We start from the raw sequence: 23921 nt of genomic DNA on the forward strand, positions 1-23921 counted from the left end.
CTATAGATTCAATTCTTCTAAAATTTCACGGAAAGCATTTTTTAATTCTGCCGTATTTTCCAAACCACTTTGTAATTCAAGTTTTTTTTCAAACATCTGCATTGGCGTTACATCAGCCACGTCTGTTCCTACTTCAAAGGCATCACTAGCACCTCTAATTTTGTTTCTGAAATTTAAACGGGATTTTACAACTTCTATATTCGAATTAAACTGAGAATTGATAAGTGCCTCAAAAGCTTGACGCCTTTCTAAACTTTCAACCTCTTCGTTTACGATAATTTCGGCTAATGAAGTTAAGGTGGTTTCTTCAGAGTATGCATTTAGTTTTTCTTCCACCTCCTGCAAACTACCTTCAAAAGTTACAAGGTTTCTGTGTTTCGGAATAGGAACAGTTTCAACGTTTTCTATCTCATTATTGACTACAGTAATCACGTTAATTTGCTTGCGATCTTCCTTTTCAGAAAAACTTAGCGGTACGGGAGAACCACAATAATAAATGTTTTGTTCGCGAGAAATTACCTGCGGCTTATGAATATGTCCTAATGCGACATAATCGGGTATTTCTTCAAACATATTTGCCTCTACTCCTGCTTGATTCCCTATTTGAATATCGCGTTCACTTTCCGAAAGTTCACTTCCTTGTACATATAAATGGCCCATTACAATAAACAATTCATCAGAATAGTTTTGTAGGTAAAAATTATTGACATTGGAAAAATAAACTCTTAGCCCAGATTTAATCTGTTCGATTTTAGTGGCATAGCTTTCCCCTGCAGCCGACTTTCGAATATCTCTATCTTTTAAAAACGGTATGGCAGCTACTACAACTTTTTCGTTGTTCTTTTCTACGGTTACAAACATGTCCTCTACTCTTTCTGTAGCACCGCCAACAACTGTAATATCGAATGCCTTTAGTAATTCGGCTGGAGCGTTTAAAACTGCTGAGGAATCGTGATTACCTCCTGTAATAATTATTTTACAATCTAGGTTGATTAACTTCTTTAGTAAATCATAATACTGTTTAAATGCTGCTTGTGAAGGATTAGCTTGGTCGAAAACATCACCTGAAACCAACAGCACATCTATATCTTCAGATTTTATATAATTTATTAACCATTCAAAAAACAGGTCTAAATCTGCAGTTAAATCAAATTTAAGTAGTTGTTTTCCGATATGCCAATCGGAAGTGTGGAGAATTTTCATGCCAATTTATTATTGTGAAATATCCAAAGATATGATTTTTAAAAAGTAGAATTTAAAGAAATCGATTTCATCTTTAAATGTTAAAAAATCATTTAAGAATAAATACTAATCCAAATTAAAAATGAAGAAAGAATTTTCCGAATATTATTATTCAGGACAGTTCAGTATTAACATGGTTGAATGTTTTAAACTAAAAATATATTAGCTATTATTTTGATAAATTGTCAAACTACCATTAACATTTCTTGTTAAACTACAATTAAAAAGTTTTAATAATTGATAATCTATTATAAATTAGAGCAATACTAACTCAAAAACTACAACTTATGTTACGATGGATTATTATTTTTCTAGTTATTGCAATTATAGCTGCGATCTTTGGATTCGGTGGAATTGCTGAAGGAGCAACTGATATTGCTCAAATCATTTTCTATATTTTTTTAGTGCTATTAGTATTATCGCTATTATCCAGGTTATTTAAAAAATAATTTAGGGAAAAGTTTTTACTAATAATTTAAAAAAATAAAGCTATGAGAATTGAAGCCTACTTAGCCTTTAGAGGCAGTTGCCAAGAAGCATTTAATTTCTATAAAGATATTTTTGGTGGCGAAATTAAGAATACTGAAACTTATGAAGATAAAGAAATCGACATTCCAGGAAATTATCGTTCTAAGTGGCAACACGCAGAACTTCGTGGGAAAAATTTTACGATTCTAGGATACGATGCAGCTCCAGACACTCCACTCACCGATGGTACTAACATACATCTTGGAGTTGATATGGATTCAGCAGAATCGGCAGAATCGGCATTCGATCAATTATCTAAAGGAGGAAGAGTACATACTTCGTTCCAAGAAACCTCTTGGGGCGCTCACTATGGAAGATGTACAGATAAATATGGAATTAGTTGGATGATAAATTTTAAAGAATAATACAACTAAGTTTTAAATTTATAAAAACCCTAACTTTAATAAGTTAGGGTTTTTTACTTAAAGCAATACTTCAATATAAAGTTTATGCTTTTAATGAAGCCATATCGATTACAAAACGATATTTTACATCTGCCTTAACAACACGATCATAAGCATCATTTATATCTTTTATATCAATCATTTCAATATCTGAAACAATATTATGCTCTCCACAAAAATCGAGCATTTCTTGGGTTTCTTTAATTCCACCAATCAATGATCCTGAAATTCGTTTTCTTCCTCTAATAAGCGCTCCTCCATGGAAAGGTTCTAAGGGCTCAATTGCACCAACCAAAACCATTGTAGCGTCATTCTTTAGCAAGGAAATATACGGATCCATTTTATGTCCAACAGGAATAGTGTTAAGAATAAAGTCAAATGATTGTTTTTGTGCTTTCATTGCTTCAGCATCTTTACTAATTAGCACCTCGTGAGCACCAAGTTTCTTTGCGTCTTCAATTTTAGATGGCGAAGTAGTTATCATCACCACATGAGCGCCTAATGCATTAGCAAACTTAACACCCATGTGACCTAAGCCACCCAAACCAATTACTCCTACCTTATCCCCTTTTTTAACATTCCAGTGCTTTAAAGGCGACCATGTAGTGATTCCAGCACATAAAAGTGGTGCAGCAGCAGCAGGATCTATATTTTCAGGAATATTTAAAACAAATTCCTTGTCCACAACTATCTCATTAGAATAACCTCCAAAAGTTCTTTGACCTTGAATATGTTTATCCTCACTATTGTATGTATATGTAGCCCCCTTTTCGCAGAATTGTTCTAAATCATTTTTACATTGATTGCATTCTTGGCAAGAATCTACCATACATCCAACACCTACCAAATCTCCAACTTTAAATTTCTTTACGTTTTTCCCTACAGCAGAAACGCGACCTATTATTTCGTGACCTGGAACTACTGGATATTTTGATCCACCCCATTCATTTCTAGCCGTATGTATATCACTATGGCAAACCCCACAGTAAGTAATATCTATCTTAACATCGCTATCACCTACTGGCCTACGCTGTATTTCAAGAGGTTCTAATGGTTTATTTTCTTCCTTTACACCGAAAGCTTTTGTTGCTAATGTCATTATATATTTAGATTTAAATGTAGAATAATACGCCAACAGATAGTTAACCGTAACAAGTGTAAAAGTACCTACAGAAACTTGAATTTTGGGTTAAGGTGGTGTTAATAATGTAACCAAGGATGACAGTAAGGGCAGTAAATATAAGAACTAATCTAACCAATCTACTTTCCCATTTTCATAAATAGCCAATAATTTTAATTTCGCCAGCTTCTTCCATTTCTTTTAAAATTGAGCTGTTTTTTTAATGTTATCGATAGTATTATTGATGTGACTTTCGCAGACTTTAGCAACATACTCGGCATTAGCAGAGGACTTATCACCATCGTAATCCACATTATCTACAGCTGGTTGAATTTTCTCTAACATAGATGTTATGTTTCCAAGTTTTACATTATCTACAGCCGCTCGAATAGCACCACAATGGTTATGACCTAACACAACAATTAATTTTGAACCTGATACTTTACACGCAAACTCCAAACTACCCAACATATCTTCATTAACAAAATTCCCAGCTACACGAGCTACAAAAAGATCGCCTATACCTCTATCAAATATTTCTTCTACTGGAATTCTACTATCCAAACACGATAGAATCACAGCTTCTGGATACTGACCTCCGGCACTGTTTTTAACTTGTTTAGAGTAGTCTCTAGCGGTAAGTTCATTGTTCACAAACCTTTCATTACCATCCATAAGAGAATTTATTATTACATCTGGTGTTAAGATATCTTGTTTTGCTTTACTCATTACATCACCTACTAACTCTACTGAAGATTCTTCAGCTTGTATATGAGAAACTAGTTCATTTGTTTTATTCTCTTAATATAACATGTAAAAGCCATAAAAAACTGCTATTATAAAAATTCTAAAAGTTACTTCCATAATAATTTGACTTTTGTTTATCTAATAAAATCAATGCAGAAAACGACTAAGTAAATATAATTTTTCTAATACTTTATAAACATGAAGAGATATGTTATTGACCAAATGCTAACTATATTATTGATTCACCATTTAAATCTGTGGTTAAAACATCACTCATATAATCAAAGAATGGACGAAGTAGTAAATAGTGGTTAAGGAGTTTATCTTTAAAGTCCTTAGCAAAAACTTCTTCATCAGTAAATTTATGCGTAACGAAAAAGCTTTTAAGCCTGATTAAATCTATATTTTCATCATCTTTATTAAAACCTTTTGGAGCTGTTTTAACTGCATTTTCTTGATTGAAACCACCAAATGCCTTTTTAAATTCTTTTCTGGTTAGTATTTCACGAATTTCCTGAGAATCTAATTCAAATTCCTTTCTAATTCTAAATAAATCTTCTTTTTCTGGAGAAAAGAATCCTCCAGCCATATAACTATTACCTGGTTCTAGCCTTAAATAGTAGCCACCTCTTCTATGAGCTCCTGCTCTACTAAAGCTAACACTGCGATGAACATTATAAGGGGTATTGTTATTACTAAACCGAACGTCTCGATTTATTCTGAACACTTTTACTCTTGCAATCTCGTCGGTTACATTCAAGTTGTTCTCTACTGCAGAATAAAATTCTTTTAATAGCTTTTCATTCGCTAAATATTCTTTTTTATTTTCCTGCATCCATTCGCGGTTGTTATTTTCTTTTAGCTTCAAAAGAAACTCAAATGCAGATTTCGGGATCGTTGGATTCATCAGTAAAAATATTTAAAAGATAAAGGTACTGGTGTAAAACAGAAAATCCACCCCTAGGAGTGGATTATTCATAAATATATAACTAAAATAACACTTATTATTTCTCACCCATAGCTTCAGCTACAGCAGCAGAAAGTCTTTTGTAAGTTCCATTCTCCAAACGCTCGCGAATTGAAGAGAAAGCTTCTAAAGTTTCATTAATATCTTCCATTGTATGTGAAGCCGTAGGAATCATTCTTAAAAGAATTAATCCTTTTGGAATTACAGGATACACAACAATAGAACAGAAAATTCCGTAGTTTTCGCGTAAGTCTTTTACTAAAGCCATCGCTTCTGGAATACTTCCTTTTAAATATACTGGAGTTACACAGCTTTGCGTTGTTCCAAGATCAAATCCTCTTTCACGAAGACCACCTTGTAATGCGTTTACATTCTCCCATAGCTTTTGTTTTAGCTCTGGCATAGAACGTAGCATATCTAAACGCTTTAAAGCTCCTTCTACAAGAACCATTTGCAATGATTTAGCAAACATCTGCGAACGAAGGTTATACTTTAAGTAATTGATTATTTCTTGATCACCTGCAATAAAAGCACCAGTACTAGCCATAGATTTTGCAAAAGTTGCAAAGTAAACATCTATACCATCCTGAACTCCTTGCTCCTCACCTGCTCCAGCTCCAGTTTTACCTAAAGTTCCAAAACCGTGAGCATCGTCTACGAAAAAGCGGAAGTTATATTTTTCTTTAAGCGCGATAATTTCTTTTAATTTACCTTGCTCACCACGCATACCGAATACACCTTCAGATATAAGAAGAATCCCTCCTCCAGTTTTTTCAGCAACCTTTGTAGCACGTTGTAAATTCTTTTCGATACTTTCCATATCGTTGTGCTTGTAAGTAAAACGCTGTCCTAAATGAAGACGAACTCCGTCAATAATACAAGCGTGAGCATCCACGTCGTAAACAATTACGTCGTCCTTAGACACTAATGCGTCAATGGTAGAAACCATACCTTGGTAACCAAAGTTTAATAAGTACGCAGCTTCTTTATTTACAAACTCAGCAAGTTCTCTTTGTAGTTGTTCGTGAAGATCGGTATGACCACTCATCATCCTTGCTCCCATTGGATATGCAGAACCCCATTTAGCAGCTGCTTCAGCATCTACTTTTCTCACTTCTGGATGGTTGGCAAGACCTAAGTAATCATTAATACTCCAAGTGATTACATCTTTGCCTTTAAATTTCATTCTATTAGAGATTGGACCTTCTAATTTTGGGAATACAAAATAGCCTTCTGCTTGATCAGCCCATTTTCCCAACGGACCTTTATCTTTATAGATTTTATCGAATAGATCTCTCATCAAAATTTCTGTTAAAATGCGGGACAAAATTAATTAAATTATAATAAGATTCTAAGATTTGGACCGGAGATTTTCAGTATTGAGAATAAAGGATATAAAAAATCCCAAATACGAATCGCATTTGGGACATTTAAAGGTTTATTTATAGAAATTAGAGGAGATTAATTTTAATTTCACTTATTATTTTACGTATTCTATTTGTTCAATTAACTTAGAATCTGTATCAAAGAACCCCTGCTGATTCATCCAGTCGTCATTATAAATTTTGCTCATATATCTTGAACCGTGATCAGGGAAAATAACTATAATATTACTATCCTCGTTAAATTCACCTTCTTCATCTAATTGTTTTAAGCCTTGCATTGCGGCTCCGCTTGTATATCCAACAAACAGACCTTCAGATTTAGCTAGTTCACGTGCTGTATGCGCACTGCTTTCATCGGTTACTTTTTCAAATTTATCAATTGTATCAAAATCTGTAGCTGTAGGAATTAAGTTTTTACCTAATCCTTCAATACGATATGGATAAATTTCATTCGAATCAAATTCTCTAGTTTCGTGGTATTTCTGTAACACTGAGCCATAAGCATCAATACCTATAACTTTAATTTCTGGGTTTTGTTCTTTTAAAAACTTTGCTGTTCCAGAAATTGTTCCACCGGTACCACTACAAGCAACCAAATGAGTAATTTTTCCTGCAGTCTGCTCCCAGATTTCTGGGCCAGTAGTTTTGTAATGTGCCTCAATATTTAACTTATTAAAATATTGGTTGATATATACAGAACCTTCAGTTTCTTTATGCAACCTCTTAGCAACTTCATAATATGATCGCGGGTCGTCTGCACTAACATTTGCTGGGCAAACATAGACCTTAGCACCCATTGTTTTAAGCATATCAATTTTATCGGCAGATGACTTTGAACTCACAGCCAAGATACACTTGTATCCCTTAATGATGCTCACCATTGCCAAGCTAAACCCCGTGTTACCACTAGTAGTTTCAATTATAGTGTTACCTGGTTTAAGTATTCCTTGCCTTTCTGCCTCCTCTATTATATGTAGTGCAATTCTATCTTTGCTAGAATGTCCTGGATTGAACGCTTCAACTTTAGCGAAATAATTACCCTTCATATTCTGGGTAATTTTTTTAAGCTTTATTAATGGTGTGTTACCTATTAAATCTAACACATTATCGTAAGCTTTTATTTCTTCTTTCATAAAAGGGATGTTCGTTATAAAACAACTTAGCTTAAAAAACTAAGTTTTAAAAACTTTGCAAAGTTAAGGAAATAATTTTACTACTCCTTAATTCCTTCTAAATCTAGTAAAAATGCATAGTCCATAGCCACTTCTTTTAAGGCTTCAAATCTTCCCGAAGCCCCACCATGACCGGCATCCATATTAGTTTGCATCAATAAGATATTGTTGTCTGTTTTCATTTCTCTAAGCTTAGCAACCCATTTTGCTGGTTCGTAATACTGAACTTGACTATCGTGTAATCCAGTTGTAACAAGCATATTTGGATAATTTTTAGCTTCAACATTATCGTAAGGAGAATAACTTTTTATGTAATTGTAGTACTCCTCTATATTAGGATTCCCCCATTCATCATACTCTCCTGTCGTTAGTGGAATTGAGTCGTCTAGCATAGTGGTTACAACATCAACAAAAGGTACCGAGGCTATAACACCATTGTATAAATCTGGGGCCATATTAACGATAGCTCCCATTAATAATCCTCCAGCAGAACCTCCTGAAGCATACAAGTGTTCTTTTGAAGTATATCCTTCTTCAATGAGATACTTAGATGCATCGATAAAATCTGTAAAAGTATTTTTCTTCTTTAGCAACTTTCCATCTTCATACCATTGTCTTCCCATATATTCACCACCGCGAACATGAGCGATTACATATATAAAACCTCTATCTAAAAGACTTAAACGCACTGTTGAAAAGTACGGGTCTATGGTTGCCCCATAAGAGCCATAGCCATAAATAAGCAATGGGTTTTTACCATCTTTTTTTATACCTTTTCTGTAAATAACAGACATCGGTATTTTGGCCCCATCCGCAGCAGTTGCCCATAGTCGTTCAGTGTGATAATTATCCTTATCAAACTTTCCTCCTAAAACTTCAGTTTCTTTTAATATAGTTTTTTCTTTAGTTTCCATATTAAAATCTATTATGGAAGCTGGGGTGTTTAAAGAATTGTATCCGTAACGTAGAATCTTGGTATCGAATTCGGGGTTTTGAGTCGTAAAGGCAGTGTAAGTTTCACTGCTAAATGGAAGGTAATAATCTACATCATCTTTCCATTTTTTAATTCTAATTTTTGTCAATCCATCACTACGCTCACTAATTACCAAGAAATCCTTAAAAATATCGATATCCTCAAGTAATACACCATCACGATGGGGAATCATATCTACCCAATTCTCTTTGGTAGTTTTGTTTTCCGAAGTCATCATCAATTTAAAGTTAAGCGCTTTGTCCTTATTTGTAAGCACATACCAGTTATTTCCATAATGAGAAATATTGTACTCTAAGCCTCTTTCTCTAGGTTGAAAAACTTTAAATTCTCCTAGAGGCTTATCTGCTTCTAAAATTCTATACTCTGAAGTTAATGTGCTATAAGACCCAATTACAATGTACTTTCTAGATTTAGTTTTATATACATAGGTTCCAAAAGTTTCATCTTCTTCCGTGTAAACAAGTTCATCTTTAATAGGATCATCACCTAAAGTATGCCGGTAGATTCTATCGGCACGTAGGGTGTTTTCGTCTTTTCTGGTATAAAAAAGTGTTTTATTATCACTTCCCCAAGTAGCACCTCCAGTGGTAAGAGGAATACGCTCGGTAAGAATTTCACCAGTTTCAAGGTTTTTTATAAAGATGTCGTATTTTCTTCTACTTAAGGTATCCACTCCAAAAGACACAAGTTTATTGTCTTCTGAAACATTTATTCCCGAAAGGTTGTAATAAGAATACCCCTTGGCCATTTCATTTACATCAAAAAGAATTTCCTCATCGGCATCCAACGAACCTTTTTTACGGGTGTAAATAGGATAATCCTTACCTGTTTCGTATTTAGTTATATAGTAGTATCCATTCAGTTTATAAGGAACAGACTCGTCGTCCTCCTTAATACGCGCTTTCATTTCTTCAAAAAGATCTTCTTTAAACTTTTTAGTATGTGCCGTCATTGCATCGTAATACTCGTTTTCTTTATTAAGATAGTCAATAACTTTTTCGTCTTCTGGATTGTTTAACCAATAGTAGTTATCTATTCGAGTATCGCCGTGAGCTGTTAATTCTTTGGCTATTTTTTCGGCTTTCGGGACTGTGATTTCCATATTTTTTTCTGAAGTTTCTTGGTTTTTACAAGCAACAGCAAAAGTAAGACAAGCGAATGAAACAATAATAGAATTTTTCATAATTGAAGGTTGTTGAATAAACTTACAATGTAGTAAATTTGCGGGAAACTAAAATACACAAATTATGTTTGGAGATTTAATGGGAATGATGGGTAAATTAAAAGAAACCCAGGCTAAAGTTGAAGAAACTAAAAAGAGATTAGACACAGTACTAATTGATGAAAAAAGTAACGACGGACTTCTAAAAATCACGCTTACTGCTAATAGAAAAATAAAATATATTGATTTAGATGACAGTTTGTTAGAGGATAAAGAGCAATTAGAAGACTATCTAATACTAACGCTTAATAAGGCGATTGAAAAAGCAACAAACGTTCACGAATCAGAAATTGCTGCAGTTGCTAAGGATGGAATGCCAAATATTCCTGGAATGGATATGTTTAAATAAATAATTTGCTAAACTTATTATAAAATAGCAATGTAACTTTTAAAATATTCCAATTTTACCGATATTGAAAGCTTAAACTTTAAACCTTAAACACCTAATTATGTTTGAACTTAAAAAAAGCGGTGATAAATATCACTTTGTTTTAAAAGCTGGTAACGGACAAGTTATACTTTCAAGCCAGATGTATGCTTCTAAAGCTTCTGCTATGAATGGAATTGAGTCTATTCAAAAAAATTGTCAGAATGAAGACAGTTTTGAAATGAAGACGGCTAAAAACGGAAAATTCCACTGGAATATAAAAGCTACTAACGGTCAGATAATTGGTTCTAGCCAAATGTATGCCTCTGAAAGTGGTGCAAAAAACGGAATAGAATCTGTTCAAAAAAATGCGCCTGGAGCAGAAATTAAGGAAATAGAATAACTTTCTTTATAGCGTAAAATTTAACTACGAAATCACGGATAATATTTAATTATTATCCGTGATTTCGTGTTTTTTGTTGTATTGAGGTGAAATTATTTTTCTTTTATTCAACTGAAAATATCACCTCCAGTAATTATTCGCTGCCGCGATTGTAGCAAATTCAGTAGCTACTACCTGCCCTACAGAAATTAACATAGCCGCATCTTCAGAATAGATTGGTCGTAATTTTTCTCGAATTGCCGAATCAGGTTGGGTGGCTTTAATTACCAATCTTGCCATTTTTACTGCAAGTTGTCTCCCCTCTTCTGGAGTTTTCGTAATAAGTGAGTTTCCTGGCACCATTTCAAATTGTTCTGACATTTTCAATAATTTTAATTAATTAATTTTTAAATTTAATTAGCGCTAATCATTTTTACTCCCAACTTTGTTAACTCTTTCTTTTGAATTTTAAAAGTGATGGTATCTAATGGTTGTGATGCGTCTTCAAGAAAAAAGCACTCAAACCCTTCCTCCATAGCATCCTTTACAGAATAATACACACAAATATCGGCAGCTAAGCCGCAGAAAAACAATTGGGTAGCTCCTTTTTCTTTTAAATACCCTGTGAGTCCAGTTGATTTTAAATGACCATTATCGTAGAATGCACTGTAACTATCGATATTCGGGTCGGTACCTTTTCTAAAAATGGTTTCCCAACTATCGGTTCTAAGATCTGGATGAAAATCTGCACCCACGGTGCCTTGAACACAGTGATCTGGCCATAAGGTTTGCTTTTTACCAAAAACTTCAATCTCCTCGAAAGTCTTTTTACCTTTGTGATTGGAAGCAAAACTTATATGATTTTGTGGATGCCAATCTTGTGAGGCAACAACTAAATCAAACTTATCCTGTATGCCATTGATAATCGAAACAATCTTATCTCCATCTGGAACTGATAATGAGCCTCCAGGTATAAAATCGTTTTGAACATCTATTATTATTAGTGTTTTCATAATTTAAGACTTATGTGCGGCAATTAACTTATCACGTTGGGATTTTAGCGCTTCACTCAAACCAACCTTATATATATGTGGGTTTTCAAAACGTTTGTATTCGGCTGGTAATAGCTTTAGACGTTCCTTTGTAAATGCAGCTATTTCAGTAATTGTGTTTTTGCCTATTGTACTTTTTCCATTTACCATTACAGGTTTTAATAAAGCTTCGTGCCTAAAATCTTGTAAATCCATGTCTTTGTTAAAATCAAATGGATGGTACATTCGTTTAATTTTATCTTCTGAAGCAATTCCAATAGCATCTGCTCCTAAAAACATTTCATTATCATCAATCATTCTATACACTTGTTTTTTACAAGGTAGAGATACTTTAATAATGTTTTCTGAAACCTTTAATCTTGGGTCACCGTTAAACTCCGAAAGCTTATATACACCACCTAAGGATGCGTCTGGTTTCCCTGTTACGAGATTCGTTCCCACCCCAAATATATCGATTGGAGCATCTTGCTCATTTAAACTTTTAATTACATATTCATCCAATTGATTTGAAGCAACAATTTTTACATAATCCAATCCTGCTTCATCAAGTTGCCTACGTGCTTTTTTAGCTAGATAAGCTAAATCTCCACTATCTAATCGCACTCCCATCAACCTATCTCCTCTCTCCTCCATTTCTTTCGCTACGGTTATAGCGTTTGGAATACCACTTCTTAATGTATTATATGTATCAACTAAAAGCACACAATTATTAGATCGAATTTTCCCGAAATCTCGAAACGCCTGAAGTTCATCTCCATAACTCTGAATAAAAGAATGGGCCATAGTCCCAGAAGCGGGAATATTGAAATCCTCAGCAGCTTTTACATTACTAGTACTATTAAAACCACCAATTGCAGCAGCACGTGTTGCAAAATACCCTCCTGTAGCGTGCGCACGACGTAATCCCATATCAAGTAACACCCTATCCCCAGCACTATGGCGAATTCTACTTGCTTTTGTTGCTATTAAGGTTTGAAAGTTTAATATGTTAAGCAATACAGTTTCAATAATCTGAATCTCTATAATATTACCTTCAACTTGTAAAATTGGACTGGTAGGAAAAACTATATCTCCTTCACTAATTGAATTTATATTTCCTTGAAATTTATAGTTTTTTAAATACTCGAGAAAATCATCTTCGAAATCGTGGGTCTTTAAATATGCAATATCTGCATCGGTAAAACGTAAATTTTCAAGAATTTCAAGGATATTTTGAAGTCCCGCAAAAATCGTGTATCCACCTTTAAAAGGGTTGTTTCTAAAGTAATAATCAAAAACAGCAGCACTATCTGGTTTGGTTTTGAAATAAACCTGAGCCATTGTCAGTTGATATAAGTCGGTATATGATGCTGAAATATTTAGCATAAGTTGAATTTAATTATGAATAATTATTTATCGTTTCTAAAAATTTTGAGTGCATTTGGTCGGTATAATCCAAATGAGTAACGATTCTAAGTTTCCCCTGCCCCATCGCACTTATTTTTATGTTCTTCTGAAGTAAATCGGTCATAAATTTTTCTTCTGAAATCGCTTCAGAAAGATAAAAGATAACAATATTTGTTTCAGTAGGCTCCACATTTTTTACAAATGATTGTTTTGAAAGAACTTCCGCTATTTCTAATGCCTTCTTATGATCTTCCCCTAAGCGTTCCAAATGATTGTCTAAAGCATATATCCCAGCGGCTGCCATAAATCCAATTTGCCTCATTCCTCCTCCTAAAACCTTGCGGACACGCATTGCTTTTTTCATTATTTTTTTATTACCGAGTAGCACACTTCCTAAAGGAGTTCCCAATCCTTTACTTAGACAAACAGAAATAGTATCAAACATTCTTCCATAAGCTTGAGGGTCTTCATTTTTGGCTATTAAAGCATTCCAAATTCGCGCACCATCCAAATGAAAACCTAAATTGTGCTTATCACATACTTGTTTAATCTTTTCTATTTCTGAAAAGTCATAGCAAGCACCACCACCTTTATTCGTCGTATTTTCTAAACACACTAATGAAGATAACGGACTGTGATAAAAATCTGGAGGATTTATATTTTCTTCTACCTGTTCAGCAGTAATCATCCCACGGTTTCCGTCTATCAATTTGCAAGAAACACCGCTATTAAATGATGCGCCACCACCTTCATAATTATATACATGAGCCCATTTATCTGCTATTAATTGCTCTCCTGGTTGCGTATGCATTTTAATAGCTGCTTGGTTTGCCATACTGCCTGTAGGAAAAAACAACGCAGTATCCATCCCGAACAATTCAGCTAGCTTTTGTTCCAATTTGTTAACTGTAGGATCCTCTTTATAAACATCGTCTCCAACTTCAGCATTAATTATGGCCTGCATCATTTCCTTTGTAGGCTTTGTTACGGTGTCACTTCTTAAATCTATTATCATATTATAATTGTGAAATTCATGGGTTCAATTAGCAATCTTCGGAAAAGTATAAAATTAGCCGAAATATATATCCTACTCACGAAGTTAATGGTATTTTTGTTGAAATTCTTAATTATTATATGACTTCAACAGACCAAATAAAAGACCTTAAGACACGGTTAGATGCCTTGAGGCGCTATCTTTGACATTGATGGCAAAAACATAGAAATTACAAACGACGAAGAAAAAACTTTTGACCCCAACTTTTGGAATAACTCTCAGGAAGCAGAAGCTTTTATGAAAGTACTACGAACCAAAAAGAAATGGGTTACCGATTACGAAACAGCAAAATCACTTACTGAAGAAGCTGAAATCCTCTTAGAGTTCTATAAAGTTGGTGAAGGCACTGCTGAAAATGTTGACGCTATTTTTGAAAAAGCCGAAAACGCCATTGAAGACCTTGAATTCCGTAATATGCTAAGCGAAGAAGGTGATGATATGAGCGCTGTACTTCAAATTACCGCAGGAGCAGGTGGGACAGAAAGTTGCGATTGGGCACAAATGCTTATGCGTATGTACTTAATGTGGGCAGAAAAGAATGGGTTTAAAGTAAAAGAGCTCAACTATCAATCTGGTGATGTTGCTGGAGTAAAAACTGTAACCCTAGAAATTGATGGTGAATATGCGTTTGGATGGTTAAAGAGTGAGAATGGTGTACATAGATTGGTTAGAATTTCACCTTTTGATAGTAATGCCAAGAGACATACTAGTTTTGTAAGTGTTTACGTATATCCACTGGTTGACGATAGCATCGAAATTGATATAAACCCAGCCGATATTTCTTGGGATTTCGCACGTAGTGGCGGAGCTGGAGGACAAAACGTTAACAAGGTTGAAACAAAAGCTATTCTTACTCACCACCCTAGTGGGATTATAATTCACAATAGCGAAACTCGTAGCCAATTAGAAAATCGTGAAAAGGCTATGCAAATGCTTCGATCGCAATTGTACGAAATTGAACTTCGTAAACAACAAGCTCAACGTGCCGAAATTGAGGATAGTAAAATGGCAATTGAATGGGGATCACAAATTCGCAATTACGTCCTACATCCTTATAAATTAGTAAAAGACGTTCGTACAGGGCATGAAACGGGAAATACAGACGCAATTCTGGATGGGGAAATTGACGGTTTTTTAAAAGCCTATTTAATGATGACTGGTCAAGAAGAAAAGTCGGATGAATTATAAAAAACAAAGGGAACAAGATTTAAATCTATGTTCCCTTTGCAAATCATATTCCTTCTGCTAGCGTTACCTATCTCGAAGTTTTACGGGTATAATCTCAGCTGTTATTAAAACTTTAAGCACCCCGATATGATGTTTAGTAAAAGTATGAAATTAATTTGATATTCATGCTATTTAATGAAACATTTAACACTTTAAATGTGTTATAATCTTCTTTTTCGCTTCTTTCCTACAAAATCAAAAACCCACAAAGACATTAAAAGAACCAAAAATATTGCGAAAACAAATTGTGCAGGTTCTATTGGTCCATTTCCAATGCCTATAAATCCTATTACGCCGAACACAATAGATAAAATTATAAATATTGCTTTCCAGTGAAGCATGATAAAAAAAGGAGATTAGATGTTAATACTAAATATGCTCCTTAAAGATAACAAAATATTAACACAAATACACAAAAATTTAACATTTGTTTTATTGAATTATCATAAAATTGTTTGTTAAACAGTATAATTCTCCATCAACACCATATCCCTCAATAGAAATTTGAAAGGTTCCAGGAATATCTGAAGTGTAAAAACTATCAATAAAGCCATCTTTTAAGCTTTTAATTTGAGAATTCCATATTAGTTGTACTCTATAATCTGGAATTCGAGAACGCTTATCCGCTCCTAATTGGTAATTAGGTTTATAATATTCCTTCTCTCCTACTGCTGGAATTAAATCGAATATTTTTATACCCTCATTTGTGCTATTGGGTATAAAATCACTTTTTATGGTTTCAACAGCTATAATCCCGCTGTAGATTTTTGGTCCATATCTATACGGTTCTGTAATCACTCGTACACTTTTAATTTGGCGTGGATTGTAGTTAATAAGATCTTCATTATTTATTATTTCAATTCCATCTAACAAAACCAAAGGTGGAATATCATTAAATTTTGCAATTCTATTAGGATCGTAAGCATTGTAAACAATAAACCTGCTGTTTGCTCCGGTTCCACGAATTGCTGCAAGTGTAATAACTTCTACAAAGGTTTCTCTTAAGGTAGAAAAGCGAGTATAATCTTCTAAATTATATACCGTTCCTAGGTTATCATAAAACCTTGAATTGATTTTATGTGGTTTAACACTATCCCTTTTGGTTTCGAAATAGGCGTTTTCAATTTGTAATTGCACACTTCTTTCTTGTAACCAATTCTTCAATTTAGGGTTTAAAACCAAAGCACTTTTTTTAAAGCCATTTAATTTTAAATGTTTTTTATCAATATCTATAGTGTAATTTTCTTTCCTTGAATCTTTAGAACTCAATTGGATTATTCCTTTATTAGAACTGTAGCCTTCTGAAACTGAAAAGAAAAATCGTCCGTTTGCATCAGTAGATGTACTTTTAAAAATAAAATCTTCTCCAGGTATCGTTAAAGAAACTATTTTATTTTTAGCAGGAACATTCTCATCATTGTCGAAAATAGTACCAGAAATCAACTCTCCCCTTACCTCGGGTATATGGAAAACATCGGAAGAGTTCTCTTTAACCGATTCAGATGTTTTTCCTAAAATTTCTATTGGATTCAGTTTTCTGACGGACAATACAAAATTGCCATCAATTTCATTCGGGATTCCTACTAGTTTTAAACTCACATTTTCACGAAGGCCATAAGTAGCTTTATCAGGAACAATCTTAATTTGTTGATTACTTTCATTCGAAAGAGAAACACTGCTGGATGTTGTAGATAAATTTAAGTGAATAGAATCTGAAACATGCTTCACTTTATCCATTTTTATAAATGTATTTATAACGTAAACCGTTTTTAAAGCAAAAGCATCCAATTTGTTGTTTTTAGAGGAATTTGTATAAGAAATAAGTCTGTAAATCCCAGATTTTAAAGTTGCAGGAATAAAGAAATCTCCATTAGCTCTTCCATTATTAAGTTTTAGTTTATGATGAAAAACAATGGAATCGTTTTCATTTCGCATAGAAACATACACTACTTTGCTCAGTTTACTTATCTTACCTGCTTCATCTAAATTTAAAGTGCTGTATTGCAATAATTCCCCAGCCAACAGTATGTTAGAGTTAATTGTAAGTGCTAATTTTTCTTTAGGAAATACATTAGGTTCTACCGACAGATCTTGGTTCGGGATTTGTGAAAAAGTGACGTTTCCTAGAAGAATAAGTAATATTATAAATATGCTCTTTTTCATAATTAATCTATCCAAAAATCAGGTCTTACATTAGATGAAAAATAAATACAAACACTACATTCAGGTTGTACAACTCTATATATGAAATTAGTACTCACTGAGAGGACTTGATAGTCATTATATGTAATAAGTTGATATAGTGCTTCGCGTTCATTTGGGTCGTCATCAAGGACAGTAGCGTCGTTATAATCTAGTGTTAGAACCTCACAATCCACAAAATATGGCGGCTCTTCAAGGCCAATATCTTCGTAGTTGAAATAAATCCTTTTAGATGTCATTGATGAGGCTTCAAAGAAACCTATTACTTTGGTGTCTGGATTATCTTCAGAAGTTATATTACCTGCTACATAACCAGGTTGACTCTGTGAAAGCAAACTCTCAATACTGCCTAACTCTTTAATTACTTTATAAAATGTAAAAGCTTCTACGCTCTGTACATACTGCTTTACCAGAATGCTATACCGAGTTTGCATTTTAGCATCATTTTTAGAAAGATATTTCACTGGAAACCTATTGACTCTATTATCGTTAAGTTCCATAGTGGAAGTTTGTATAATTCCTGTTGAATACTCGGTAGTATAACATATTTCTTCAGGTTCTCTAGGCGTAAGGATAACTTCATAAGTACCACGAGTAAAATCGTAATTCACAATTTCGGCATAATACGGGGATGGATTTGGTGCAACAATTTTATAGGTTTCCTCGTATTCATATCTAAAGTACTTTGCGCTTCCTGTTGGATCTTCTGTGTTTACTAGGACATGAGCTCCATCCTTATTTTCTGCTGTGTTAACTACGCGTTCTGTATACACTTCACTTATTCCAACTGATGGCGGAAGAACAACTTCAGAAGAAGAATATCGTTTCCCGTCCTGGCTGATTATACTTAATGTATATGTAACATTAGGCTCAGCTTTAAATGGCATTTCCGAAACGTAATAGTTTTCAGAATCGTCCCATATAAAATCAAAGGTGTTCCCAGTACTTGTATTCACAACAACAGTTGCATTGTTTTCAAATAATATTTCAGGATTCTCTAGAGTTGTTGTCTTACTTAGTTTTACGATTTGAGGTTTAAATTCATCTGTAATTGTACTTTCCACGACTAAAACACTTTCAAAATCTACTGTCTCAATTTCATACGGCTCAGTACAAGCCCATAGACTTAAAAAAATGACGAAAAGAACAATATATAATTGGTTTACTTTCATAATTCCTAAAACTTAAAGTTATACGTTATTGTAGGAACTGGTATTGAAAAAATAGAGGTTTTATACGCTTTAATTTCTCCCGCTTCATTTACAAAAAACACTGAATACGGATTATTTCTACCCAATACATTATAAACTGAAATATTAATAAAACTATGTGCTAGTTTATCTCGTTTATGATTCCCTTCTATGTTTACACCTAAATCTAATCTGTAATAATCTGGAATTCGAAATTGATTTCGGTCGCTGTACAAAACTTGTTCTTCACCTGCAAAAACGTAACGCCCTATTGGATATGTAATTGGTCGGCCAGTTTGGTAAGTAAAGTTTCCAGAAAAACTAAAACGCTTAGTTAGTTTATAATTGGCAACAATCGAAAAGTCGTGAGGTTTGTCATAATTAGCTGAAAAAAACTCGCCATTATTTACACGCTCTTGCATAAGTTGGCTATCTAATTTTACTTGTGAACGAGAGTAACTATAACCAACATATCCATTAAACCTTCCACTATTCTTTTTTACTAAAAATTCAATGCCATACGCTTTTCCTTCACCTTGCAGTAACTCGGTTTCCAACTTATCATTCATTATTAATTGTGCGCCAATTTTATAATCTAATATGTCGGCCATTGTTTTGTAATATCCTTCTAAACTAAACTCAATGTCTTTTTCTGATAGGTTTTTAAAGAAACCTAAGCTGTATTGATTTGCACGTTGAGGTTCGATATTTAAATCTGATAGCTTCCAAATATCTGTAGGCGATTGTGTGGTATTGGTAGAAAGTAAGTGTAGATATTGAATGGTTCTATTAAATCCAGCTTTCACTGAAAAATCGTTTCCTAGTAAATATCTTGCTGAAAATCTATATTCTAAGCCACCGTAGGTTTTGATAGATTCATTATTGTCGAATTCTTTAACCTCTTCTATTGAGCTATCACTCTTAGGAACCCCAGAAGTATAAATATTTTGAGTTGCAGGACCTAGCGCTGAATAAAAAGAATAGCGCAACCCTAAATCCAGAAGAAACTTTTTATTCACTTCAAACAAATCGGCTAAATAAATTGCAGATTCTAACCCTTTCTCTCTGTCTATACTTTTAGCCAATACATCAGAATTTTCACCAATAGGATTTATATTACCAGGATCTATAGCGTACAATTTACTGCTTAAACCGTAACGCAATCTATGTTTATTATTTAGCTTATAATTGAAATTTAATTTCGCTTGATACTCGTTTAAATGATAATCAAATTCAAAATTTTGATTGGCGTCAGCCTCATAATTTACTTCGTATTGATATTGACTATTTACTAAAATAAGTTCAGCTTTACTTTTATCACTAAAGGCGTGATTGTATTTTAATGAAATCAATCGGTTAGAATAATCAAAAATTGAATCGGAAGTTATGCTGAATCGATCTTTACTGAAATAAACTGTTCCTTGAATAGAATTATCATTATCTATATTGTGTTTATATTTTACAATTCCATCGTAAAAAGAAGCTTCGCTATTTTTTAATTTATCTTCATCTAGACTTCTTAAAATCCAATCGGAATACGTAGCTCGAAACCCGGCTATTAATGAAGCTTTTTCTTTTACCACAGGCACTTCAAGCGCAAGGTTGGCAGTTATGGGCCCAATAGATCCTTCTCCAGCAAACTTTTCCATATTACCCGATTTGGTTTCTATATCAAAAACCGAAGAAAGCCGTCCACCGTATTCAGCTGGGATACTAGCCTTGTAAATCTCCATGCTTCCCGTTGTAAAAGGATTAACTGCCGAGAAAAACCCTAAAAAATGAGAAGGATTGTATAAAACAGCATCGTCCAATAAAATTAGATTTTGATCTGAACGCCCACCGCGAACATTAAACCCACTAGAGCCTTCCCCAACGGTTTTAATTCCTGGCATAGTGGTAGCAACTTTTAAAACATCACGCTCCCCTAATACCAAGGGAATTGTTTTAATAGATTCAATATTTATATTAGTTACCCCTACAACAGCATCGCGAACATTGGCGTCTTTATTAGACTTTACCACCACTTCCTCTAATGATTCGGTGTTTTCGAGTAATTCGATATTAAGCGAACCATCTCCATACATAATAACATCTTGACGTATTTTTTCGAACCCTAATAGGTTTGTTTCTAACTTATTTAAACCATAAGGAAGCCGAATTCTATATTTTCCTTCAGAATCAGTAATAGCATATTTACTTCTATCTACTGTAGAAATTGAAAGATTTACAAGAGGTTCCCCGGTATTAAAATTTTTAAAAACTCCTGAAAGTACATAGGTGTTATTAGAAGTATTTGGGCGTTGTTTCCCTATAGTCACCATTTTCCTTTGTTGAACAGTATGGCTATTGGCATATTCTTCTTGAAAAATTGGAGCGTTGTTTTTTCCTTCTATTCTATTTTCTTTCTGTGTCACTTCTTTGAAAAAATCTGAAGGCAATTCAGTATAAACATAAGTATTATTAAGAAGAATAACTTTGTTATCCTTAAGCACGTAATTGATGTTTGTGTTACTAAAAAGTCCTTCTAAAACCTCTCTTAAAGATTCATTTTTAAAAGTTTTTGTTACATAATATCCTTTCAGCCAAGTTTCTTCAAAATAGAATTCTTTATTAGAAATTGATTCCACTTTAAGAATGGCTTCTTTTAATGGTGAATTATTAAACGTAGCTGTAATATTCTGTTCGGTTTGACCAAACAAACCCACAGTGGAAAATAATAGTATAAGAATTGCAAGGAAATTAATTTGCATAAAGCGCGGCTTCAATATTTAAATTTTAGAGGGTTTTGAGAGTCCTTCTAAATGTGTTATAAGTTTAATCATAAAGCTATCGGGGTTAGCCTTATATAGTTTTTTATAACTTTTATAGAATTTGCGGATGTCATCCTCTCTTTCTGGCAAGGCTCTTCGCAAGTCTTTAATCGAATTTATTACCGCGTAGTTTCCATCTACCCTCAACAAGTAGTAATTGTTTATAGAAAATTGATACTGAACTCCACTCTTTAATGGTTTATCTTTTTTCCTTTTACTGTGTTTAATGTAAAGCTTGAACTGGTTTCCGAGATAAGCCTCTTCAAAAAAACCATTTCCAGCCAACGGCAAGTTTAAGGCTGCTATTTTCACAAAATTCCGGTCGTAAATTGAAAAGGAAGTAATAAAATTTGGAATAAGTTTTACATTGAAAACACTTAGTTTACCTTCAGAATGAGTAATAAGGTTATCTTCAAACAAATCGTATTTCAACAATACATTGCTGTAAAACTCACCATTATAGTTTATCGTCCCTCTTACATAATCATAACCTTTAAAATATCTATAAGTTCCATCAGTGTTTAAGAAGAGGTCGGTAAATTCTGTCCCATTAAATAATCCAGTGTTTTCTACACCAACAATATTATCATAGGCTTCATAAATTTTTCTTTCTGCAACCGTTTGAGCACGTATAAATTGAGTTGTAAATAAGAGAATAGAAGTAACTGTAATTGCGATTTTCAAAATTGGATATATGACTTATAAATTTGCCTTAAAATTAATAAAAATACAATACCCCCATTCAAATTTTACGTTAATCGTAAGACTCAATAAATATATATACATTTATTCCTATAAAACCTTGACTAACAATAAAATATTAGCAAGCGATAATTATAATTAATCTGAAGTTATTGTAACCTAAACGTTTTAATGGCATCCAACCAGTACAAAACAATTAAAGGTTAAACCCAAAATCAGACATTATGAAAACACTATCGATTATTAATACGCTTGCAATATTTCTAATTGCTTTTACTACATCCATCAGCTTTTATGCCCAGGAAACTCCACAATTAAATGATGCCGAAATTGCAAAAGTCGCGGTTGTAGCTAACCAAATCGACATCGATTATGCAAAACTTGCTATTGCCACATCAAAAGATGCAGCTGTGCGTGAATTTGCAAATACCATGATTAACGACCACCAAGCAATTATAGATCTTGCTGTAGAACTTGTTAGAAAACTTGGTGTTAAACCAAAAGATAATCCTGTAAGTAAGTCCTTGGTAAACCAAGCCGATGAAACCACTAAAAAATTAAAGTCGGTAAAAGGAAAAGCTTTTGACGAAGCATACATTAACAATGAAGTTGCATATCACAAAGCAGTGATTGATGCTGTAAATACATTATTGATTCCTCAATCTCAAAATACAGAGCTAAAGGCATTACTTAAAACTGCTGTCCCAATTTTGGAAACTCATTATCATCATGCTAAAATGGCCCAAGGTAAAATTCTTAAAAAATGAAAATTCTTAAAATATTTGCCCTAAAAAAAGTTGTATTAGTTGTCGGAACAGCGATGATTTTCCTGGTATTTTCTAGCTTAGATTCTTCTGAAACTTTTTCAGACACACCAACAAAGCATGTAGTTAGTATTTATCAGATGAAGTTTATCCCAAAAAATATTCAAGTAAAAAAAGGTGATATAATAGAATGGGTTAATAAAGACATCGTGCCACACAACATAACAGAAAGCGATAAAAATTGGGCTTCTAAAACATTGAAAAAAGGAGATTCCTTTTCAAAAAAAATCACCGCTAATTTTGATTATTTTTGCAGCATACATATTGTAATGCAAGGGTCGGTAAGTATTAATGAGTAACACTCCTTAATTCAAAAAGAGGCTCATTGTTGAAGTTGTTTCCTTATTCCACAATGAGTTTCTTTAATTTATAAAAAATTGAAACCCTGAGAAGTTTTAATTTTTATGAATCCAATGTACCTTTACTGCAAACTTTAATATGAAAGCCGCCAGCCTAAAGGAAATCAAAACCGAACTTAATCATCGTTCTACTCAAGAACTACTAGAACTTTGCCTTAGGCTTTCTAAGTTTAAGAAAGAAAATAAAGAGCTACTCACCTATTTATTATTTGAATCTGCTAATGAAGAAGCTTTTATAAGAAGTATAAAAACCAAAATAGATGATGATTTTGAAAATATAAAAACTAAAACCTTCTACTTTATTAAAAAAAGCGTTCGGAAAATCCTGAGAGAGATTAAAAAGTTTATTCGCTATTCTCAGAATAAAGAAACTGAGGTTGAATTATTGCTTTATTTTTGTCATAAACTAAAGGATTTTAAACCCTCTATTAAGCGAAATACAACACTTTCCAATCTTTACAAAAGACAAATTGATTACATTCAGAAAAAAATAGCTACCCTTCACGAAGACTTGCAATATGATTATGAAATGGAAATCGAAGAACTACTACATAGATAACATAAATTTAGTTTCAATTTTTATTT

The 23921-nt window shown here is 33.4% G+C and carries 23 protein-coding genes; 8 read left to right on the forward strand and 15 right to left on the reverse strand.

All coding sequences use genetic code 11. The annotated features are described in order from the left end of the window. Positions 1 to 1203, reverse strand: a complete 1203-nt coding sequence (locus RT250_RS07665; protein WP_313113641.1) for an exonuclease SbcCD subunit D — start codon at positions 1201 to 1203, stop codon at positions 1 to 3. A gap of 326 nt (positions 1204 to 1529) precedes the next feature. Between RT250_RS07665 and RT250_RS07670 the strand changes: the two genes are divergently transcribed. Together RT250_RS07670 and RT250_RS07675 are read left to right on the forward strand one after the other, a co-directional pair. Further along, positions 1530 to 1691, forward strand: coding sequence for a DUF1328 family protein (locus tag RT250_RS07670; RefSeq protein WP_139854751.1), 162 nt, complete (start codon positions 1530 to 1532; stop codon positions 1689 to 1691). Positions 1692 to 1733: 42 nt separating this feature from the next. Next, on the forward strand, positions 1734 to 2135 hold the full coding sequence (locus RT250_RS07675) for a VOC family protein (RefSeq protein ID WP_139854752.1): 402 nt from the start codon (positions 1734 to 1736) through the stop codon (positions 2133 to 2135). 82 nt (positions 2136 to 2217) lie between these two features. Here the strand turns inward: RT250_RS07675 and RT250_RS07680 are convergent, their stop codons facing one another. The 6 genes from RT250_RS07680 to RT250_RS07705 all read right to left on the reverse strand — a co-directional run bounded on the left by RT250_RS07680 (position 2218) and on the right by RT250_RS07705 (position 9742). Next, entirely contained in the window at positions 2218 to 3273 is a 1056-nt protein-coding gene (locus tag RT250_RS07680; protein ID WP_139854753.1) for an NAD(P)-dependent alcohol dehydrogenase, read from the reverse strand. Between the two features lie 222 nt (positions 3274 to 3495). Next, positions 3496 to 4023 carry a carbonic anhydrase family protein gene (locus RT250_RS07685; protein WP_313113644.1) on the reverse strand — a complete coding sequence of 176 codons (528 nt, stop codon included), beginning with the start codon at positions 4021 to 4023 and terminating at the stop codon, positions 3496 to 3498. A 247-nt stretch (positions 4024 to 4270) separates the two neighbouring features. Continuing rightward, a complete protein-coding gene (locus tag RT250_RS07690) occupies positions 4271 to 4948 on the reverse strand; it encodes a DUF2461 domain-containing protein (RefSeq protein WP_313113647.1) in 678 nt (225 codons plus the stop codon). Positions 4949 to 5045: 97 nt separating this feature from the next. Next, positions 5046 to 6308, reverse strand: coding sequence for a cysteate-C-fatty acyltransferase (gene capB, locus RT250_RS07695; RefSeq protein WP_139854756.1), 1263 nt, complete (start codon positions 6306 to 6308; stop codon positions 5046 to 5048). A gap of 180 nt (positions 6309 to 6488) precedes the next feature. Continuing rightward, positions 6489 to 7526 (reverse strand): cysteate synthase, encoded by a 1038-nt coding sequence (gene capA, locus RT250_RS07700; protein WP_313113649.1) that lies wholly within the window; start codon positions 7524 to 7526, stop codon positions 6489 to 6491. Positions 7527 to 7606: 80 nt separating this feature from the next. After that, positions 7607 to 9742, reverse strand: a complete 2136-nt coding sequence (locus tag RT250_RS07705) for a S9 family peptidase (RefSeq protein WP_313113650.1) — start codon at positions 9740 to 9742, stop codon at positions 7607 to 7609. Positions 9743 to 9806: 64 nt separating this feature from the next. Here RT250_RS07705 and RT250_RS07710 point away from each other — a divergent pair, with 64 nt between their 5' ends. Further along, positions 9807 to 10130, forward strand: coding sequence for a YbaB/EbfC family nucleoid-associated protein (locus tag RT250_RS07710; protein ID WP_313113652.1), 324 nt, complete (start codon positions 9807 to 9809; stop codon positions 10128 to 10130). A gap of 100 nt (positions 10131 to 10230) precedes the next feature. After that, the gene (locus RT250_RS07715; RefSeq protein ID WP_313113653.1) at positions 10231 to 10551 is read left to right on the forward strand and encodes a YegP family protein; all 321 of its coding nucleotides are present in this window, start codon (positions 10231 to 10233) and stop codon (positions 10549 to 10551) included. 120 nt (positions 10552 to 10671) lie between these two features. On the opposite strand, the gene RT250_RS07720 is transcribed toward RT250_RS07715, so the two are convergent. The 4 genes from RT250_RS07720 to RT250_RS07735 are packed head-to-tail and all read right to left on the reverse strand — an operon-like array spanning position 10672 to position 13983. Continuing rightward, positions 10672 to 10911, reverse strand: a complete 240-nt coding sequence (locus RT250_RS07720) for a hexameric tyrosine-coordinated heme protein (protein ID WP_139854761.1) — start codon at positions 10909 to 10911, stop codon at positions 10672 to 10674. A gap of 32 nt (positions 10912 to 10943) precedes the next feature. Continuing rightward, the gene (gene pncA / locus RT250_RS07725; protein WP_313113655.1) at positions 10944 to 11543 is read right to left on the reverse strand and encodes a bifunctional nicotinamidase/pyrazinamidase; all 600 of its coding nucleotides are present in this window, start codon (positions 11541 to 11543) and stop codon (positions 10944 to 10946) included. 3 nt (positions 11544 to 11546) lie between these two features. Next, positions 11547 to 12947, reverse strand: a complete 1401-nt coding sequence (locus RT250_RS07730) for a nicotinate phosphoribosyltransferase (RefSeq protein ID WP_313113656.1) — start codon at positions 12945 to 12947, stop codon at positions 11547 to 11549. Between the two features lie 13 nt (positions 12948 to 12960). Then, positions 12961 to 13983: a threonine aldolase family protein gene (locus tag RT250_RS07735; protein ID WP_313113657.1), complete on the reverse strand. Its 1023-nt coding sequence runs from the start codon at positions 13981 to 13983 to the stop codon at positions 12961 to 12963. A 119-nt stretch (positions 13984 to 14102) separates the two neighbouring features. Here RT250_RS07735 and prfB point away from each other — a divergent pair. Then, a protein-coding gene (gene prfB, locus RT250_RS07740; RefSeq protein ID WP_313113661.1) for a peptide chain release factor 2 occupies positions 14103 to 15210 on the forward strand; the annotation gives its coding sequence in 2 pieces (ribosomal slippage) (positions 14103 to 14165 and positions 14167 to 15210; 1107 coding nt in all). A gap of 471 nt (positions 15211 to 15681) precedes the next feature. Here prfB and RT250_RS07745 read toward each other — a convergent pair. From RT250_RS07745 to RT250_RS07760, 4 genes are read right to left on the reverse strand one after another with little or no spacing between them, the layout of a single operon-like run. Further along, positions 15682 to 17412, reverse strand: coding sequence for a hypothetical protein (locus RT250_RS07745; RefSeq protein ID WP_313113663.1), 1731 nt, complete (start codon positions 17410 to 17412; stop codon positions 15682 to 15684). Positions 17413 to 17414: 2 nt separating this feature from the next. Then, positions 17415 to 18623 carry a DUF4249 domain-containing protein gene (locus RT250_RS07750; RefSeq protein ID WP_313113665.1) on the reverse strand — a complete coding sequence of 403 codons (1209 nt, stop codon included), beginning with the start codon at positions 18621 to 18623 and terminating at the stop codon, positions 17415 to 17417. 5 nt (positions 18624 to 18628) lie between these two features. Further along, on the reverse strand, positions 18629 to 21391 hold the full coding sequence (locus tag RT250_RS07755; protein WP_313113666.1) for a carboxypeptidase-like regulatory domain-containing protein: 2763 nt from the start codon (positions 21389 to 21391) through the stop codon (positions 18629 to 18631). 18 nt (positions 21392 to 21409) lie between these two features. Next, on the reverse strand, positions 21410 to 22135 hold the full coding sequence (locus RT250_RS07760; RefSeq protein WP_313113667.1) for a hypothetical protein: 726 nt from the start codon (positions 22133 to 22135) through the stop codon (positions 21410 to 21412). A 242-nt stretch (positions 22136 to 22377) separates the two neighbouring features. Between RT250_RS07760 and RT250_RS07765 the strand changes: the two genes are divergently transcribed. From RT250_RS07765 to RT250_RS07775, 3 genes are all read left to right on the forward strand, one after another. Continuing rightward, positions 22378 to 22920: a DUF4142 domain-containing protein gene (locus tag RT250_RS07765; RefSeq protein WP_313113669.1), complete on the forward strand. Its 543-nt coding sequence runs from the start codon at positions 22378 to 22380 to the stop codon at positions 22918 to 22920. Beyond that, positions 22917 to 23276 carry a plastocyanin/azurin family copper-binding protein gene (locus RT250_RS07770; RefSeq protein ID WP_313113671.1) on the forward strand — a complete coding sequence of 120 codons (360 nt, stop codon included), beginning with the start codon at positions 22917 to 22919 and terminating at the stop codon, positions 23274 to 23276. The genes RT250_RS07765 and RT250_RS07770 overlap by 4 nt, the downstream gene beginning before the upstream one ends. 139 nt (positions 23277 to 23415) lie before the next feature. Then, complete coding sequence (locus RT250_RS07775) at positions 23416 to 23895, forward strand: hypothetical protein (protein ID WP_313113672.1); 480 nt, start codon at positions 23416 to 23418, stop codon at positions 23893 to 23895. The last annotated feature ends 26 nt before the right edge of the window (positions 23896 to 23921 follow it).

This window comes from Aequorivita sediminis (genome assembly GCF_032080575.2).
GTDB lineage: Bacteria > Bacteroidota > Bacteroidia > Flavobacteriales > Flavobacteriaceae > Aequorivita > Aequorivita sediminis.

Excerpts from the sequence above, each read along its gene's own strand:
- RT250_RS07665 (WP_313113641.1), bottom strand. The coding sequence starts at position 1,203 with ATGAAAATTCTCCACACTTCCGATTGGCATATCGGAAAACAACTACTT.
- RT250_RS07670 (WP_139854751.1), top strand. The coding sequence starts at position 1,530 with ATGTTACGATGGATTATTATTTTTCTAGTTATTGCAATTATAGCTGCG.
- RT250_RS07675 (WP_139854752.1), top strand. The coding sequence starts at position 1,734 with ATGAGAATTGAAGCCTACTTAGCCTTTAGAGGCAGTTGCCAAGAAGCA.
- RT250_RS07680 (WP_139854753.1), bottom strand. The coding sequence starts at position 3,273 with ATGACATTAGCAACAAAAGCTTTCGGTGTAAAGGAAGAAAATAAACCA.
- RT250_RS07685 (WP_313113644.1), bottom strand. The coding sequence starts at position 4,023 with ATGAGTAAAGCAAAACAAGATATCTTAACACCAGATGTAATAATAAAT.
- RT250_RS07690 (WP_313113647.1), bottom strand. The coding sequence starts at position 4,948 with ATGAATCCAACGATCCCGAAATCTGCATTTGAGTTTCTTTTGAAGCTA.
- capB (WP_139854756.1), bottom strand. The coding sequence starts at position 6,308 with ATGAGAGATCTATTCGATAAAATCTATAAAGATAAAGGTCCGTTGGGA.
- capA (WP_313113649.1), bottom strand. The coding sequence starts at position 7,526 with ATGAAAGAAGAAATAAAAGCTTACGATAATGTGTTAGATTTAATAGGT.
- RT250_RS07705 (WP_313113650.1), bottom strand. The coding sequence starts at position 9,742 with ATGAAAAATTCTATTATTGTTTCATTCGCTTGTCTTACTTTTGCTGTT.
- RT250_RS07710 (WP_313113652.1), top strand. The coding sequence starts at position 9,807 with ATGTTTGGAGATTTAATGGGAATGATGGGTAAATTAAAAGAAACCCAG.
- RT250_RS07715 (WP_313113653.1), top strand. The coding sequence starts at position 10,231 with ATGTTTGAACTTAAAAAAAGCGGTGATAAATATCACTTTGTTTTAAAA.
- RT250_RS07720 (WP_139854761.1), bottom strand. The coding sequence starts at position 10,911 with ATGTCAGAACAATTTGAAATGGTGCCAGGAAACTCACTTATTACGAAA.
- pncA (WP_313113655.1), bottom strand. The coding sequence starts at position 11,543 with ATGAAAACACTAATAATAATAGATGTTCAAAACGATTTTATACCTGGA.
- RT250_RS07730 (WP_313113656.1), bottom strand. The coding sequence starts at position 12,947 with ATGCTAAATATTTCAGCATCATATACCGACTTATATCAACTGACAATG.
- RT250_RS07735 (WP_313113657.1), bottom strand. The coding sequence starts at position 13,983 with ATGATAATAGATTTAAGAAGTGACACCGTAACAAAGCCTACAAAGGAA.
- RT250_RS07745 (WP_313113663.1), bottom strand. The coding sequence starts at position 17,412 with ATGAAAAAGAGCATATTTATAATATTACTTATTCTTCTAGGAAACGTC.
- RT250_RS07750 (WP_313113665.1), bottom strand. The coding sequence starts at position 18,623 with ATGAAAGTAAACCAATTATATATTGTTCTTTTCGTCATTTTTTTAAGT.
- RT250_RS07755 (WP_313113666.1), bottom strand. The coding sequence starts at position 21,391 with ATGCAAATTAATTTCCTTGCAATTCTTATACTATTATTTTCCACTGTG.
- RT250_RS07765 (WP_313113669.1), top strand. The coding sequence starts at position 22,378 with ATGAAAACACTATCGATTATTAATACGCTTGCAATATTTCTAATTGCT.
- RT250_RS07770 (WP_313113671.1), top strand. The coding sequence starts at position 22,917 with ATGAAAATTCTTAAAATATTTGCCCTAAAAAAAGTTGTATTAGTTGTC.
- RT250_RS07775 (WP_313113672.1), top strand. The coding sequence starts at position 23,416 with ATGAAAGCCGCCAGCCTAAAGGAAATCAAAACCGAACTTAATCATCGT.